Genomic DNA, 15597 nt, shown 5'->3' on the forward strand with positions numbered 1-15597 from the left:
CACGTGTGCCGCGGGGCCGGGCAGGCGGTCAGACGGTCAGGACGATCTTGCCGCGGGTACGGCCCGCGGCGCTCAGCTCCCAGGCCTTCGCGGCCTCGGCGAGCGGCAGCGCGTGCTCCACGTTGACCGTGAGCCTGCCCGTGTCGGCGAGTTCCGCCAGGAAGGTCAGATCGGCGGTGTCCGGGCGCACCCACAGCTGGTGGGCGCCCTTGGCGGCCGCCTCGTAGTCGGCGATCGAGACCACCCGGTGGCGCTCCTTGACCAGGGACTGGAGCGTCTCGATGACGCCGTCGCCGTAGAAGTCGAGGCCCGCGTCGATGCCTTCGGGCGCCAGCTCGCGGATCCGGTCCGCCAGCCCCTCCCCGTACAGCACCGGCTCCGCGCCGAGGGAGCGCAGGTAGTCGTGGTTGTGCGCGCCCGCCGTGCCGATGACCCGCAGGCCGAGCGCGACCGCGATCTGCACGCCGAAGGATCCGGTGCCGCCGGCCGCGGAGTGGATGACCACCGTCTCGCCGGCCTTCAGACCGGCGCGGGTGATCGACTGGTAGGCGGTGAGGCCGGCCAGCGGGAGGCCCGCGGCCTGCTCGAAGCTCAGCTCGCGGGGCTTGCGGGCGAGGGTGCGCACGGGGGCGGACACCAGCTCGGCGTACGTGCCGAGTTCGACCCATTCCTTGCGGACGTAGCCGTACACCTCGTCGCCGACGGCGTGGTCGAAGGTGTCCTCGCCGACCGCCTCGACGATTCCGGCCACGTCCCAGCCGGGTATGACCGGGTGGCGGACTTCGAGGATCGGGTCGAGGTGTCCGGCGGCGAGCTTCCAGTCCACCGGGTTGACCCCGGCGGCCTTGACGCGGACGAGCACCTCGCCCGGACCGACCTTCGGCTTCGGTGCATCAACGAGCTTGAGGGTGGCGGGAGTTCCGTATGCGCTGTATGTGATCGCCTTCATGATCGTTTCCAACGCGGGTCCGCGGCCGGGTATTCCGGCCCGTCAGGCCGGCAGGGTGTTGCGGTGCGAGCTCCGCCGGGCCGCGCTGAAGAGCGCCTGGATCTGGGTGCCCGCCTGCTCGACGTCGTCGAGGGGCGAGGGGAAGGCCAGCCGCACGTCGCGGTGACCGCGCCGCTCCTCCAGCCGCAGGGTGATCCCGTACCGGTCCATGGCCACCGGCAGCGCGCGGACCACGGAGGCGGTGGGCAGCGGCCGGACCAGGCGCAGCAGCAGGGTGACGAGGTCGTGGTGGTCGTCGAGGAGGTGCGTGAGCATGCCCGCCTCGTACGGGGCCAGCGGGTCGGGGCAGGCCGCGTCGAGCTCTTCGAGGCCGACGTGGGAGCGGCCCTCCGGGGTCTCCAGGACGGCCCGGTCGAATTCCATGCAGGTGGAGTTGACGCCGGAGTCGTCGGCCGGGTCGGTGTACGGAGTGAGCAGGCGGCCCAGCACGGTGACCCGGGCGCGCACCCGGTCCCGTACGGGGGTGGGTGCGATGTCGGTGAACTCCAGCCGGATCGTGGGCCGGTGCTCGGACTCGCCGCCCGGCTCGGCGGGGTGCAGGTGCAGCCGTCCCATCGGGTCGCTGCCGTCGAGGTGGCGGACCTCCGACCGCAGCCCGTCGGTGATCACGGTCATGGAGTGCGCGGCGGTCAGGATCGACCGGATGCGCTCGGCATCGGTGGGCCGGGCGGCCGGGGTGGCGGGGGCACCGAACAGGCGCATGCGGATCTCTCCATCGTCCGAGTGACTTAGGTATGCCTAACCTAACCTATCCGGCTCTCCGAGAGTACCCGTCATGCCTCGTGTCGTTGTTGGGCTGAACGGGTGAAACACGAGAGGATGGGGGGATGCACATGAAGCGCACGGCCGAGGCGGCCCGGTGAGCAGGTACGACGTCACCGACGAACAGTGGGAGGGGCTCGCGCAGGTGGTCCCCCTGCGCAGTCGCAATGAATGGCCCTCCCGGGTGGACCACCGCACGATCCCGAAGGCGCCCGGAGCGTCGGCGGCGGAACAGCGGCGCTTCGTGGTGATCAGAGTTCAGATCTTCGCGGACGCGCGGGAGGTGGCGGAGTACCTGATCGCGCAGATCCCGGTGCTGCTCGACCTCACCGGGGCGGACAGCGAAGTGGCCAAGCGGATCCTGGACTTCAGCAGCGGCGTGGTCTTCGGACTGGGCAGCGGGATGCACCGGGTGGACCGGAACGTCTTCCTGCTGGCGCCGGTGGGTACCGAGGTCGAGGGGATCGCGGCCGCGGCCGTCCCCCGATCGTAGGAAGGTCCCCGCGAGGGAACGGTTCGCCGGAGCCACGGGGGGTCCGGCGGGCCGTACCGTCCCGCGCATGGACGCCACCGCCACCGCCGTCGCGTTAGCCGGCACCCGCACCGATTCCCCCGAGGCCTCCGGCCCCCCGACCCCACCCGCGGCACCGACCGCTGCCGCCGCCGGGATCCCCACGGCCGGCCCGCGCCCCGATCCCCGTGTGACGCCGCCCACGGCCCCGGTTCCGCCCGCTGCTCCTGCGATGCCGACCGTGACCCCGGCTCCACCCGGTCTCCCCGTGCCACCGCCCGCTTCCGCCGGTTCGGCTCTCTCGGGCCCGGCGCGGGCCGATGCCGCCGCGGTGTCCGGGGTCCCGGCCCCGGCCGCGATGCCGGACACCGTCGGTGAGGCCACCCCGCCCGATGCGCGGGCCGATGACACGGCGGCCCCCACGGCCCCGGCTCCGCCCGGGCCCGCTGCGGCCGCCGCCGGGACCGGGGGCGGCCCGGCCGTACCGGCGCAGGCCGGTCCCGGGCGCTCCGGCGGTCCTGCCGAGCCCGCGCCGTGGCATCCGCGACCCGTGGTCACCGAGCTGCGGCTGTCCGCCTTCGGACCGCACCGCTCGGCGGCCTTCCCGCTCGGCCCCCTCACCCTCTTCGCGGGGCCGAGCGGCAGTGGCAAGTCCCAGGCCCTGGAGGCCTACGAGGCCCTGGCCGCACTCGGTTCCGGAGCCACGCTGGAAGAGGCCTTCCCGGACCCGTGCGCCCGCATCCCCGACCGCGCCGCCCCCGACGCGCAGCGCCGCCGCGGATTCCGTCTCGGCGCCACCGTCGACGGCCCCGTCGGCCCGGTCCGGCTCGACCTCGCCGTCCAGGCCGAGCCCTCGCTGCGGATCGTCGGCGAACGGCTCTCGCAGAACGGGCAGATCCTGCTCGCCACCGCCCTGCGCGACCCCGGCCGGCGTTCGGTCCAGGCCGCCTGGCTGACCGGAGGCGCCATCGGCGTCACCAGGGCCCCGCTGCCCGACGACCGGCTCGGCACGGCGCTGCTCCCGCTCCGCGTGGCCGGGTCCACGGTCGGCCAGCGCCAGGTCCTGGCCGCCGCCGAGCAGGTGGTCGTGGCCCTGCGGTCGGTGTTCCCGTGCGACCCCCGCCCGGACCGCATGCGGGTGGCCGTCCCGGCGGGCGCGGGACGGCTGCTGGGCGACTGCGCCAACCTGGCCGACGTGCTGCGCCGCACCCGCAGCGAATGCGGCACCCGCCACGCGATGCTGGCGGAGGCGGCCCGTACCGGCTGTGCGGGGGCCGTCGTGGGGCTGGACGTACGGGCTCCCGCGGGCGGCGGGCCCGTCACCGCGGTACTGGACCGCGGCCCCGGCCGGCCCGCCACGGAACTGGCCCGGCTGGGCGCGGGCGAACTCCGCTTCCTCGCGCTGGCGCTGGTCCTGCTCACCGGGCCGGGGGTGCTGGCCATGGACCCGGCCGCCGAACTGCTCTCCGCGCGGCAGGCGCTGACGGTGCTGGCCGACGGTTTCGACCGGGGCCTGGACCGGCGGCAGAGCGCCGAGCTGCTGCGCCTGGCCCGGCTGTCGTGCGCCCGCGGTCACATCAGGCTGGTGGCTGCGGTGGGGGAGGGGACCGCGGCCGCCGCCCGCGTCCTGGCGGGCGTCACGATGGTAGACCTGGGGGCATGAACGAGACGCAGGAACCGTCCGAGCGGCGGCCCGACGAGCGGCTGGACCGACTGCAGCGCCGGCTCGCGCAGTTCGCGGCGGCGCGTGGCTGGGAGCCGTACCACACGCCCAAGAACCTCGCGGTGGCGCTCAGCGTGGAGGCGGCCGAACTGGTCGAGATCTTCCAGTGGCTGACACCCGAACAGTCGGCGAAGGTCATGGAGAAGCCGGAATCCGCCCACCGCGTGGCCGATGAGGTGGCCGACGTGCTCGCGTACCTGCTGCAGTTCTGTGAGGTTCTCGGGGTGGATGTGCTGGATGCGCTCGCCGCGAAGATCGAGAGGAACGAACTCCGCTTCCCCGTGCCCGGGTCACCGACACCGAATCGTCACTCTTCGGAGTGATGGACTCATTCACAATCACGTTTGTGTCCACATTTTCCGAATACCCCTGGCTTTACTGGCGCATTGCCCTCACTCTGGGTAGTGGTGAGGATGGCGGGATGTCGTGCGGACGGGGGACGGCATATGGATGCGGTACGGCTCATCGCGGCCGGCCGGCACGCGCTGGCAACGAGCGGGGCTGCGTGGGACATCGTGGGCGAGGCATGGCAGGTTCAGGCGCTCGCGCAGGGCATAGGGAGCTATCTGGCGGTCACCGGGCCGCCGGAGCTGAGATCGGAGGCACGGGGACTGGGGGAAGCGGGAGGCAGAGGCTGCGGGGTGCTCGACCGGGCGGCCCTGCGCGGAGAGGGCAGCGCGCCCGAGTATCCGCCGCGGGCCGCGCAGTTGAGCGAGGTGTCGGATGTCCGGCAGGCACTGCTCGGACTCCAGGCGCTGCTGGGTGAAGTGGGGATAGCCCTGGTCGGGGTGGCCTGCGGGACGGACGACGAGGCCCTGTACTGGCAGTGCATAGAGTCGATCGACGCGGCCGACGAGTCGAGCGACCGGGTACGGGCGATCCTGCGCCGTATGACGGTCCGCGAGCGGGGGTCGGCCTCGGGCGTGGCCTGAGGGCGGCACGGGTGGGGTCCCGCCGTGCGCGGCGGGACCCGGACGGTCAGGACGGCCGGTGGGACGGGCACTCGCCCTCGGGGGTGCGGTCCGTGGAGGCCTGGAGGTCGGCGTCGAGCCGGGACAGATCGGCGTTCAGCGCCGCCATCAGTTCCTCCATCTGGTGCAGCAGGCCCTTCGGCGCGCCGCCGCCCTGGGCGGGTGCCGCCGGCTCCTGACCTGCTGCGGCGTGCGCTGCCTGCGCTGCCTGTCCGGTCGGTCCGGAGTGTCGGCGGGTCTCCGGCACGGCCTCGTGGGACATGGCGGCCTCCTCGGCCCTGGCCCTTCCGGGGCGGAAGGGGGCGGTGGACGCACCGGCGGAACGCCGCCGGCGCGCGGGCCGGGCGGTCCGGCTCCGTCCGAGCCAACGATCCCCATCCGGGCCGGTCACTGGCGTGCCAGGGGGTGGACCGTCCGGTTGACGAAGATTCACCCTGCAGGGGCGGGAAGTGCAGGATGGAGGGCATGGAACTTCGGATCTTCACTGAACCCCAGCAAGGTGCGACGTACGACACTCTGCTCCGCGTCGCCAAAGCCGCCGAAGAACTCCACTTCGGAGCGTTCTTTCGCTCCGACCATTACCTGCGGATGGGATCCGCCGACGGCCTGCCCGGACCCACCGACGCCTGGATCACCCTCGCGGGTCTGGCCCGGGAGACCAAGCGGATCCGCCTCGGCACGCTGATGACGGCCGGCACCTTCCGGCTGCCGGGAGTCCTCGCCATCCAGGTGGCCCAGGTCGACCAGATGTCCGGCGGCCGCGTCGAACTGGGCCTCGGCGCAGGCTGGTTCGAGCAGGAGCACAAGGCGTACGGGATCCCCTTCCCGGCGGACCGGATGTCCCGGCTGGAGGAGCAGCTGGCCGTCGTCACCGGCCTGTGGGCCACCGAGACCGGCGCCGCCTTCGACTACGCGGGCAAGCACTACCGGGTGGAGAACTCGCCCGCGCTGCCCAAGCCCGTCCAGGCCAAGGTTCCCGTCCTCATCGGCGGCCACGGAGCCAGGCGCACCCCGCGGCTCGCCGCCCGGTACGCGGACGAGTTCAACATGCCGTTCGCGTCGATCGCGGACAGCGAGCGGCAGTTCGGCCGGGTCCGGGAGGCCGCCGTGGAGGCCGGGCGGGGGCCCGACGACCTCCGGTACTCCAACGCCCTCGTCGTCTGCGTCGGCAAGGACGACGCCGAGGTGGCCCGTCGGGCCGCCGCCATCGGCCGGGACGTGGACGAGCTCAAGGCCAACGGCCTGGCCGGCTCCCCGGCCGAGGTCGTGGAGAAGATCGGCGCGTACGGTGCCGTCGGCTCCTCCCGCATCTACCTCCAACTGCTCGACCTCGATGATCTGGACCACCTGGAGCTGATCTCCGCCCAGGTGCTCTCCCGGCTCCGCTGATACCTGCAGGAAGGCGAAACCATGCCACGCGCGTCCGGCCCGCTCGCCGAAGTCCTCGCCCGCAGGGCCGTACTCCTGGACGGCGGGCTCAGCAACCAGCTCGCCGCCCAGGGCTGCGACCTGTCCGGCGGCCTCTGGTCCGGCCGGGTGCTCGCCGAGCGCCCGGACCAGGTGGAGGCCGCCCACACGGCCTACGCACGGGCCGGAGCCGAGGTGCTGATCACCGCCAGCTACCAGGTCGGCTACGAGGCCTTCGCCGCCCGCGGCCACGACCGCGCCGAAACCACCGGCCTGCTGCACCGCAGCGTGCAGCTGGCCGCCCGGGCGGCCGAGGCCGCCGACCACGAGGTGTGGGTGGCCGCCTCCGTCGGCCCGTACGGAGCGGTGCTCGCGGACGGTTCCGAGTACCACGGCCGGTACGGGCTGAGCGTGCGCGAGCTCGCGGCCTTCCACCGCCCCCGCATCGAGGCCCTGCTCGCCGCCGGCCCCGACGTCCTGGCCGTGGAGACCGTCCCCGACACCGACGAGGCCGAGGCGCTGCTCACCGTCCTCACCGAGACCGGCGCGCCCGCCTGGCTCTCGTACACGGTGGCCGGCGGCCGCACCCGCGCCGGGCAGCCCCTCCCCGGGGCCTTCGCCCTCGCCGCGGCGCCCCCGGAGGTCATCGCGGTCGGCGTCAACTGCTGCGACCCCGCCGATGTCCTGCCCGCCCTCGAGGCGGCGGCCGCCGTCACCGCCAAACCGCTCCTGGCCTACCCCAACGACGGCTCGGTCTGGAATCCCGCCACCCAGACCTGGCACACCCCCGAAACCCCCGTCTCCTGGCCCACGCAGGCCTGGCACGGCGCGGGCGCCCGCCTCGTCGGCGGCTGCTGCCGCATCGGCCCGGACCGGATCGCGGCGCTCGGAGCCCGGCTCCGGGGCCGGCCGGGGTGAGCCGGGGGGCCGAAAAACCAGAGGCACCCGGGGCGGGTGACCAGCAACAATCGGTCGTGTGTTCCTGACGATCTCCACCACCGGCTCCCTGGCACGACCCGCTACCGACCTGGGCCACCTGCTGCACAAGCATCCCGGGAAGACGCAGGCGTTCTCCACCTCACACGGCACCGCCCACGTGTTCTATCCCGAGGCCTCGGCCGAACGGTGCACGGCGGCCCTGCTGCTGGAGGTGGACCCCGTCGCGCTCGTGCGGCGGGGCCGGGGCAAGGGCCGGGGCGGGGCACCGGACGCCGCGCTCGCCCAGTACGTGAACGACCGGCCGTACGCCGCGTCCTCGCTGCTCGCCGTCGCGCTCAGCGCAGTGTTCCGTACCGCGCTCAAGGGACAGTGCACCGCCCGCCCGGAGCTTGCGGAGCAGGCCCGGCCGCTGCGCGTCGAGATCCCGGTGCTGCCCGCCCGCGGCGGCGCCGATCTCGTGCACCGGCTGTTCGGCCCGCTCGGCTGGGACCTCGTACAGGCCGAGCCCGTACCGCTCGACGAGCAGTTCCCCGAGTGGGGGGACTCCCGCTACGTACGGCTCGTCCTGGAGGGTGAGCTGCGCCTCGCCGACGCACTGCGCCAGCTCTACGTGCTGCTGCCGGTGCTCGACGACGCCAAGCACTACTGGATCTCCCCGGACGAGGTGGACAAGCTGCTGCGGGCCGGAGACGGCTGGCTCGCCGCCCACCCCGAGCACGGACTGATCACCTCCCGCTACCTGGCCCGCCACAAGCGGCTGACCCAGGACGCCATCGAGCGACTGGAACTGGTCCGCCTCGCCGAGGCAGACGGCAGCGAGGTCGAGGAGCTCGACGATGCCGCGGGAGAGACCGACGACATCGCCGAGGCCGCGGAGCGGCCCGTGCCGCTCGCCGTGCAGCGGCGCGAGGCGATCCTCGCCGCGCTGCGGGCTGCCGGTGCCCAGCGGGTACTGGACCTCGGCTGCGGACAGGGGCAGTTGGTGCAGGCCCTGCTGGGGGATCCGGTGTACTCCGAGATCGTCGGCATGGACGTGTCCGTCCGGGCCCTGCAGATCGCGGCCCGGCGGCTGCGGCTGGACCGGCTGGGCGAGCGGCAGAGCTCGCGCGTCACGCTCCTGCAGGGCTCGCTCGCCTACACCGACAAGCGGCTGAACGGCTACGACGCGGCCGTGCTCAGCGAGGTCATCGAGCACCTGGACCCGGAGCGGCTGCCCGCGCTGGAGTACGCGGTGTTCGGCTCGGCCCGTCCCCGGGCGGTCCTCGTCACCACCCCGAACGTCGAGTACAACGTGCGCTGGGAGACCCTGCCCGCCGGGCACGTCCGCCACGGCGACCACCGCTTCGAGTGGACCCGCGAGGAGTTCCGCGCCTGGGCCGACGAGGTCGCGCGGCGCCACGGCTACCGGGTCCGCCACGTGCCCGTCGGCGACGACGACCCCGAGGTCGGGCCGCCCACGCAGATGGCCGTCTTCACCCTGAACGACACCACAGACACAACCGACTCCACAGACACCACGGACACCACCGACACCCCGAAGGAGGGCGAGGCAGCATGACCGGCACCGAAACCCCCCGTACGCGCACACTTCCCGTCACCGACCTGTCCCTCGTCGTCCTGATCGGGGCCACCGGATCGGGCAAGTCCACCTTCGCCCGCAAGCACTTCAAGCCCACCGAGGTCATCTCCTCCGACTACTGCCGGGGCCTGGTCTCCGACGACGAGAACGACCAGAGCGCCAGCCGGGACGCCTTCGACGTCCTGCACTACATCGCGGGCAAGCGCCTCGCCGCCGGCCGCCTCACCGTCGTCGACGCCACCAGCGTCCAGGCCGAGGCCCGCCGCGGGCTGGTCCAGCTCGCCCGCGAGCACGACGTCCTGCCGATCGCCATCGTCCTGGACATGCCCGAGCAGGTCTGCGCCGAGCGCAACGCCGCCCGCCCCGACCGGGCCGGCCTGCCCCGCGCCGTCATCCAGCGGCACCGCCGCGACCTGCGGCGCTCGCTGCGCGGTCTGGAGCGCGAGGGCTTCCGCAAGGTCCACGTGCTGCGCTCCGTCGAGGAGGCCGAGACCGCCGAGGTCGTCCTGGAGAAGCGGTTCAACGACCTCACCCACCTCACCGGCCCCTTCGACATCGTCGGCGACATCCACGGCTGCTCCTCCGAGCTGGAGACCCTGCTCGCCAAGCTCGGCTACGAGGACGGGGTCCACCCCGGGGGCCGCACCGCCGTCTTCGTCGGCGACCTCGTCGACCGCGGCCCCGACAGCCCTGGCGTCCTGCGCCGCGTCATGGGCATGGTGAAGTCCGGCAACGCCCTGTGCGTGCCCGGGAACCACGAGAACAAGCTCGGCCGTTACCTGAAGGGCTCCAAGGTCCAGCGGACCCACGGCCTCGCCGAGACCATCGAGCAGCTGGAGGCCGAGCCGGAGGAGTTCGTCCAGGAGGTGAGGGAGTTCATCCGCGGCCTCGTCAGCCACTACGTCCTCGACGGCGGCAGGCTGGTGGTCTGCCACGCCGGGCTGCCCGAGAAGTACCACGGCCGCACCTCCGGCCGGGTCCGCTCCCACGCCCTGTACGGGGAAACCACCGGCGAGACCGACGAGTTCGGCCTGCCCGTGCGCTACCCGTGGGCCGAGGACTACCGCGGCAAGGCCGTCGTGGTCTACGGCCACACGCCGGTCCCCGACACCACCTGGATCAACAACACCATCTGCCTCGACACCGGCGCCGTCTTCGGCGGCCGGATGACCGCCCTGCGCTGGCCGGAGCGCGAACTGGTCGACGTACCGGCCGAGAAGGTCTGGTACGAGCCGGTCAAGCCGCTCGCCGCCGAGGCGCCCGGCGGGCACGACGGCCGCCCGCTCGACCTGGCCGACGTGCACGGCCGCCGGATCGTGGAGACCCGGCACCTCGGCAACGTCAACGTGCGCGAGGAGAACGCGGCGGCGGCCCTCGAGGTCATGAGCCGCTTCGCGGTGGACCCCCGCCTCGTCCCGTACCTGCCGCCGACCATGGCGCCCACGGCCACCTCCCGCGAGGAGGGCTACCTGGAGCACCCGGCCGAGGCCTTCGCCCAGTACCGGGGGGACGGCATCGCCCAGGTGGTGTGCGAGGAGAAGCACATGGGCTCCCGCGCCACCGTCCTCGTCTGCAAGGACGCCGACGCGGCCCGGACGCGCTTCGGCGTCGACGGCCCGACCGGCTCCGTCTACACCCGCACCGGACGGCCCTTCTTCAAGGACCCGGAGGTCACCGAGGAGGTCCTCGCCCGGCTGCGCGCGGCGGTCACCGACGCGGGCCTCTGGGAGGAGCTCGGCACCGACTGGCTGCTGCTCGACGGGGAACTCCTGCCCTGGTCCCTGAAGTCCACCGGCCTGCTGCGCAACCAGTACGCCGCCGTGGGCGCGGCCTCCGGCGCCGTCTTCCCGGGTGCCATCGCCGCCCTGGAGGCGGCCACGGCCCGGGGCGCCGGGACCGACGAGCTGCTGGAGCGCCAGCGCGGCCGGGCCGCCGACGCGGCCGCCTTCACCGACGCCTACCGGCGCTACTGCTGGACCACCGACGGGCTGGACGGCGTACGGTTCGCGCCGTTCCAGCTGCTGGCGGCGGCCGGGCGGTCGCTGGCCGCCGTGCCCCACGACGAGCAGCTGTTCTGGCTGGACCGGCTGGTCGCCGCCGACGAGGCGGCCGGCACCGGGCTGCTGCGGCGCACCGGCCGCATCCTGGTCGACACCGCGGACGAGGACTCCGTACGGGCCGGCACCGACTGGTGGCTGGAGCTGACGGCCGCCGGCGGCGAGGGCATGGTCGTCAAGCCGCTCCAGGCGTACGCCCGGGACGGCAGCGGCCGGCTGGTCCAGCCCGGGGTCAAGGTGCGCGGGCGCGAGTACCTGCGGATCATCTACGGCCCGGAGTACACCCGCCCGCACCAGCTGGAGCGGCTGCGCGACCGGTTCCTCGGGCACAAGCGCTCGCTCGCCCTGCGCGAGTACGCGCTCGGGCTGGAGGGGCTGGACCGGCTGGCGGCCGAGGAGCCGCTGTGGCGGGTCCACGAGGCGGTCTTCGCGGTGCTCGCGCTGGAGTCGGAGCCGGTGGACCCGCGGCTCTGAGCCGGCCGGGCCGGGCCGCGTCAGCACGATCCGTAAAGGGGTGGCCCCCGTACGGCCGCTAATTAGGTCGTATGGGGGAACTTTCGCGGAGAACTCCGGGAAAACCACCGGCGGGATCGTTCAACCAGGGCAGCGGAATGTCCGCGACCCTGGAAGGACGGAACGTCACCTATGAAGATGACCGCGCGCGGAAGCATTGCGGCGCTCATGACCTGTATGGCTGCGGCCGGAGCGGCCACCCCGGCCGTGGCCCAGTCGGTGCCGGTCGGTGTCCCGCTGGACGCCGTGAAGACCACGCTGGGCGTGGACACCCCGCGCGTGGGCACCGGCGTCCCGGTGCCGGTCGTGGGAGCGCCCGAGGCGCCCCGCTTCCACAAGGGGGACATGCTCCCGACCCCACTGCTCCCGGTGGTCCCGATCGGCACCGAGCTCGGCCGTACCCTCGTCACCTCCCCGGTGCCGAACCTGCTGGGCAAGCCGGAGACGGACGGCGAGGGTTCCGTGGAGGCTCCGGCCACCGACCTGCTCGCCCGGACCCCCGGCCTGGTCGCCGGCGGTCTGCTGAAGATGCCGGACGCCTCCAACTCCGGGATTCCCAACCTGGCCGCGCCCGAACTGGGCCTGACCACCCCGGAACTCACCGGCGCCCCTTCGGCGCTTCTCGGCCTCGCCACCCCCCGCTGAGCGGACGCCACGTCAAAAAGCCGTCCGGTCTGGGAATGTGTACGGCATGGGATTCCATGTCGACTCCGAGACCGGGCGGCTTCGCCGCGTCATCCTCCACCGGCCCGACCTGGAGCTGAAGCGGCTCACACCGAGCAACAAGGACGCACTCCTCTTCGACGACGTGCTGTGGGTGCGCCGGGCCCGCCAGGAGCACGACGGCTTCGCGGACGTGCTGCGGGACCGGGGCGTGGAGGTCCACCTCTTCGGGGACCTCCTGTGCGAGGCCCTCGACATCCCGGAGGCGAGACACCTCGTACTGGACCGGGTCTTCGACGAGAAGGAGTACGGGCCGCTCGCCACCGACCACCTGCGATCGGTCTTCGACGGGCTGTCCTCGGCGGACCTCACGGAGGCGCTGGTCGGCGGGATGACCAAGCGGGAGTTCCTGGAACGGCACGCCGAGCCGGTGTCCGTGCGCTTCCACGCGCTGGACCTGGACGACTTCCTGCTGGGTCCGCTGCCCAACCACCTCTTCACCCGGGACACCTCCGCCTGGATCTACGACGGGGTGTCCATCAACGCGATGCGCTGGCCGGCCCGGCAGCGCGAGACGGTCCACTTCGAGGCGATCTACCGGCACCACCCGCTCTTCACCACCTCCGGTGCCTTCCACTACTGGTCGCAGGGGCAGGCGGACTACCCCTCGACCATCGAGGGCGGGGACGTGCTGGTCATCGGGAACGGCGCGGTGCTGATCGGAATGAGCGAGCGGACCACCCCGCAGGCGGTGGAGATGCTGGCGCGGGGCCTGTTCGCCGCCGGTTCGGCGACGACCATCGTGGCGCTCGACATGCCCAAGTCGCGGGCCTTCATGCACCTGGACACGGTGATGACGATGGTCGACGGAGATACGTTTACTCAGTACGCGGGCCTCGGCATGCTCCCCTCCTACACGATCGAGCCGGGCGGCGGGCCGCACGAGCTGAAGGTGACCGACCACCCGGCGGACCACATGCACCGGGCCATCGCGGGGGCGCTCGGTCTCGACTCGATCCGGGTGCTGACCGCGACGCAGGACGTGCACTCGGCGGAACGCGAGCAGTGGGACGACGGCTGCAACGTGCTGGCCGTGGAGCCGGGGGTGGTGGTCGCGTACGAGCGGAACGTGACGACCAACACGCACCTGCGCAAGATGGGCATCGAGGTGATCGAGATCCCGGGCAGCGAGCTGGGGCGGGGCCGGGGCGGGCCGCGCTGCATGAGCTGTCCCGTCGAGCGGGACGCGGTCTGAGACCGGCCGGGCCGGGGGAAGGGGCCCCGGGCCCGGCAGAACGCTCCCCGGTCTGTATATCAATACAGAGGATCGTATAGACTTCCAGCATCCCCTGTCACCGTGACGCTGGAGCGACCCCCATGGCCACCGACCTCGCAGGCCGCAGTTTTCTCAAGGAGCTGGACTTCACGGCCGCCGAGTTCCGCGGCCTGATCGAGCTCGCCGCCGATCTGAAGGCGGCCAAGAAGGCCGGGGTCGAGCAGCGTCTGCTCCGGGGCAGGAACATCGCGCTGATCTTCGAGAAGACCTCGACGCGCACCCGCTGCGCCTTCGAGGTCGCCGCCGCCGACCAGGGCGCGCACACCACCTACCTCGACCCCGCCGGCTCCCAGATGGGCCACAAGGAGTCGGTCAAGGACACCGCCCGGGTGCTCGGCCGGATGTTCGACGGGATCGAGTACCGGGGCGACAGCCAGCAGGCGGTCGAGGAGCTCGCCGTCCACTCGGGCGTCCCCGTCTTCAACGGGCTCACCGACGACTGGCACCCGACGCAGATGCTGGCCGACCTGCTCACCATGACCGAGCACAGCACCAAGCCGCTGAACCGGATCGCCTTCGCCTACCTCGGTGACGCCCGCTTCAACATGGGCAACTCCTACCTCGTGACCGGCGCCCTGCTGGGCATGGACGTCCGGATCGTCGCGCCCCGCTCCTACTGGCCCGCCGAGTCGGTGGTGGCCGCCGCCCGGGAACTCGCGGCGGAGAGCGGCGCCCGGCTCACCCTGACCGAGGAGGTCGCCGAGGGGGTCGCCGGGGCGGACTTCGTCGTGACCGACATCTGGGTGTCGATGGGGGAGCCCAAGGAGGTCTGGGACGAGCGGATCGCCGCCCTGTCCCCGTACGCGGTCACGATGGACGTGCTGCGCGCCACCGGGAACCCGGACGTGAAGTTCATGCACTGCCTGCCGGCCTTCCACGACCTCGGCACCAAGGTGGCCCGGGAGATCCACGAGCGGCACGGGCTCGAATCCCTGGAGGTGACGGACGAGGTGTTCGAGTCGGAGCACTCCATCGTCTTCGACGAGGCCGAGAACCGGCTGCACACCATCAAGGCGGTGCTCGTCGCCACGCTCGGCCGGCCCGGCCGGGGTGACGCATAGTCATACGCCGGGCCGTGGGGCGAGGCGGGGCCGTCCGTTCCGGGGTCGGGGCCGGGGTCGCGGTTCAGGGGCGGGCCGGGTTCGGCCGGGGAGCGGAAACCGGAGAGCTCCCGCTTTCGACGCTACGAATCCGAATCCTCATTCCGCAGGGACTCCCGGTCCGACGCCGGCGGCCGTCGGAGCGAATCTGTCGCGCTTCTCTGACGGCAGTCACGATCTGGTGATACCTTCGGTGGTGTGAGCCCCTTCACCGGTTCCACACCAGCGACCGAACGGTGGCACCACCTCCGGGTCACCCGGCAGGACGGCGTCGCCACCGTCACCTTCGACCGCCCCGAAAAGCTGAACGCGCTCACCTTCGGCGCCTACGCCGACCTGCGCGATCTGCTCGGCGAACTGTCCCGCGAGCGCTCCGTGCGCGCCCTCGTGCTGGGCGGCGAGGGGCGCGGCTTCTGCTCCGGCGGGGACGTCGACGAGATCATCGGCGCCACCCTCGCCATGGACACCGCCCAGCTCCTCGACTTCAACCGGATGACCGGCCAGGTGGTGCGCGCCATCCGCGAGTGCCCCTTCCCGGTGATCGCCGCCGTGCACGGGGTGGCCGCCGGCGCCGGAGCCGTCCTCGCACTCGCCGCCGACTTCCGGATCGCCGACCCCACCGCCCGCTTCGCCTTCCTCTTCACCCGCGTCGGCCTCTCCGGCGGGGACATGGGCGCCGCCTACCTGCTGCCCCGGGTCGTCGGCCTCGGCCACGCCACCCGGCTGCTGATGCTCGGAGAGCCCGTACACGCGGCCGAGGCCGAGCGGATCGGCCTGCTCAGCGAGCTCACCGAGGAGGGCAAGGCCCACGTACGGGCCGCCGAACTCGCCGCGCACCTGGCCGCGGGCCCCGCCCTCGCCCACGCGCAGACCAAGGCGCTGCTCACCGCCGAGCTCGACATGCCGCTGGCCGCGTCCGTGGAGCTGGACGCCAACACGCAGGCCCTGCTGATGCACGGCCAGGACTACGCGGAGTTCCATGCGGCCTTCACCGGGAAGCGGCCGCCGGAGTGGAAGGGCAGGTAGC

15 protein-coding genes are annotated in these 15597 nt (G+C 72.9%); 12 read left to right on the plus strand and 3 right to left on the minus strand.

The genetic code is table 11. The features are described 5' to 3' along the window. Window positions 1–28: 28 nt before the first annotated feature. Both ACWGE1_RS01365 and ACWGE1_RS01370 read right to left on the minus strand, forming a co-directional pair. A complete protein-coding gene (locus ACWGE1_RS01365; protein ID WP_453418495.1) occupies window positions 29–949 on the minus strand; it encodes an NADP-dependent oxidoreductase in 921 nt (306 codons plus the stop codon). A 42-nt stretch (window positions 950–991) separates the two neighbouring features. Next, window positions 992–1711, minus strand: coding sequence for a DUF2470 domain-containing protein (locus ACWGE1_RS01370; RefSeq protein WP_453418496.1), 720 nt, complete (start codon window positions 1709–1711; stop codon window positions 992–994). Between the two features lie 157 nt (window positions 1712–1868). Here ACWGE1_RS01370 and ACWGE1_RS01375 point away from each other — a divergent pair, with 157 nt between their 5' ends. From ACWGE1_RS01375 to ACWGE1_RS01390, 4 genes are all read left to right on the plus strand, one after another. Next, the gene (locus tag ACWGE1_RS01375; RefSeq protein ID WP_189739116.1) at window positions 1869–2264 is read left to right on the plus strand and encodes a cell division protein SepF; all 396 of its coding nucleotides are present in this window, start codon (window positions 1869–1871) and stop codon (window positions 2262–2264) included. Window positions 2265–2640: 376 nt separating this feature from the next. After that, complete coding sequence (locus tag ACWGE1_RS01380; RefSeq protein ID WP_453418584.1) at window positions 2641–3945, plus strand: ATP-binding protein; 1305 nt, start codon at window positions 2641–2643, stop codon at window positions 3943–3945. Then, the gene (locus tag ACWGE1_RS01385) at window positions 3942–4328 is read left to right on the plus strand and encodes a nucleotide pyrophosphohydrolase (protein ID WP_453418497.1); all 387 of its coding nucleotides are present in this window, start codon (window positions 3942–3944) and stop codon (window positions 4326–4328) included. The genes ACWGE1_RS01380 and ACWGE1_RS01385 overlap by 4 nt, the downstream gene beginning before the upstream one ends. A gap of 123 nt (window positions 4329–4451) precedes the next feature. Continuing rightward, the gene (locus ACWGE1_RS01390) at window positions 4452–4937 is read left to right on the plus strand and encodes a DUF6099 family protein (protein ID WP_453418498.1); all 486 of its coding nucleotides are present in this window, start codon (window positions 4452–4454) and stop codon (window positions 4935–4937) included. A 46-nt stretch (window positions 4938–4983) separates the two neighbouring features. Here ACWGE1_RS01390 and ACWGE1_RS01395 read toward each other — a convergent pair whose 3' ends face one another. Next, window positions 4984–5238, minus strand: coding sequence for a hypothetical protein (locus ACWGE1_RS01395; protein WP_453418592.1), 255 nt, complete (start codon window positions 5236–5238; stop codon window positions 4984–4986). Window positions 5239–5441: 203 nt separating this feature from the next. Between ACWGE1_RS01395 and ACWGE1_RS01400 the strand changes: the two genes are divergently transcribed. The 8 genes from ACWGE1_RS01400 to ACWGE1_RS01435 all read left to right on the plus strand — a co-directional run bounded on the left by ACWGE1_RS01400 (window position 5442) and on the right by ACWGE1_RS01435 (window position 15596). After that, window positions 5442–6365 (plus strand): LLM class F420-dependent oxidoreductase, encoded by a 924-nt coding sequence (locus ACWGE1_RS01400; protein ID WP_453418499.1) that lies wholly within the window; start codon window positions 5442–5444, stop codon window positions 6363–6365. Window positions 6366–6386: 21 nt separating this feature from the next. Then, a complete protein-coding gene (gene mmuM, locus ACWGE1_RS01405; protein ID WP_453418500.1) occupies window positions 6387–7301 on the plus strand; it encodes a homocysteine S-methyltransferase in 915 nt (304 codons plus the stop codon). 58 nt (window positions 7302–7359) lie between these two features. After that, on the plus strand, window positions 7360–8880 hold the full coding sequence (locus tag ACWGE1_RS01410) for a 3' terminal RNA ribose 2'-O-methyltransferase Hen1 (RefSeq protein ID WP_453418501.1): 1521 nt from the start codon (window positions 7360–7362) through the stop codon (window positions 8878–8880). Next, window positions 8877–11432 (plus strand): polynucleotide kinase-phosphatase, encoded by a 2556-nt coding sequence (locus ACWGE1_RS01415; RefSeq protein ID WP_453418502.1) that lies wholly within the window; start codon window positions 8877–8879, stop codon window positions 11430–11432. The genes ACWGE1_RS01410 and ACWGE1_RS01415 overlap by 4 nt, the downstream gene beginning before the upstream one ends. A gap of 207 nt (window positions 11433–11639) precedes the next feature. Continuing rightward, on the plus strand, window positions 11640–12116 hold the full coding sequence (locus ACWGE1_RS01420; protein WP_453418503.1) for a hypothetical protein: 477 nt from the start codon (window positions 11640–11642) through the stop codon (window positions 12114–12116). Window positions 12117–12162: 46 nt separating this feature from the next. Continuing rightward, window positions 12163–13389 carry an arginine deiminase gene (locus tag ACWGE1_RS01425; protein ID WP_453418504.1) on the plus strand — a complete coding sequence of 409 codons (1227 nt, stop codon included), beginning with the start codon at window positions 12163–12165 and terminating at the stop codon, window positions 13387–13389. 122 nt (window positions 13390–13511) lie between these two features. Further along, window positions 13512–14531 carry an ornithine carbamoyltransferase gene (gene argF, locus ACWGE1_RS01430; protein ID WP_453418505.1) on the plus strand — a complete coding sequence of 340 codons (1020 nt, stop codon included), beginning with the start codon at window positions 13512–13514 and terminating at the stop codon, window positions 14529–14531. A 237-nt stretch (window positions 14532–14768) separates the two neighbouring features. Then, window positions 14769–15596 carry an enoyl-CoA hydratase family protein gene (locus ACWGE1_RS01435; protein WP_453418506.1) on the plus strand — a complete coding sequence of 276 codons (828 nt, stop codon included), beginning with the start codon at window positions 14769–14771 and terminating at the stop codon, window positions 15594–15596. Window position 15597 lies beyond the last annotated feature (1 nt).

The organism is Streptomyces sp. NPDC054932, assembly GCF_053610205.1.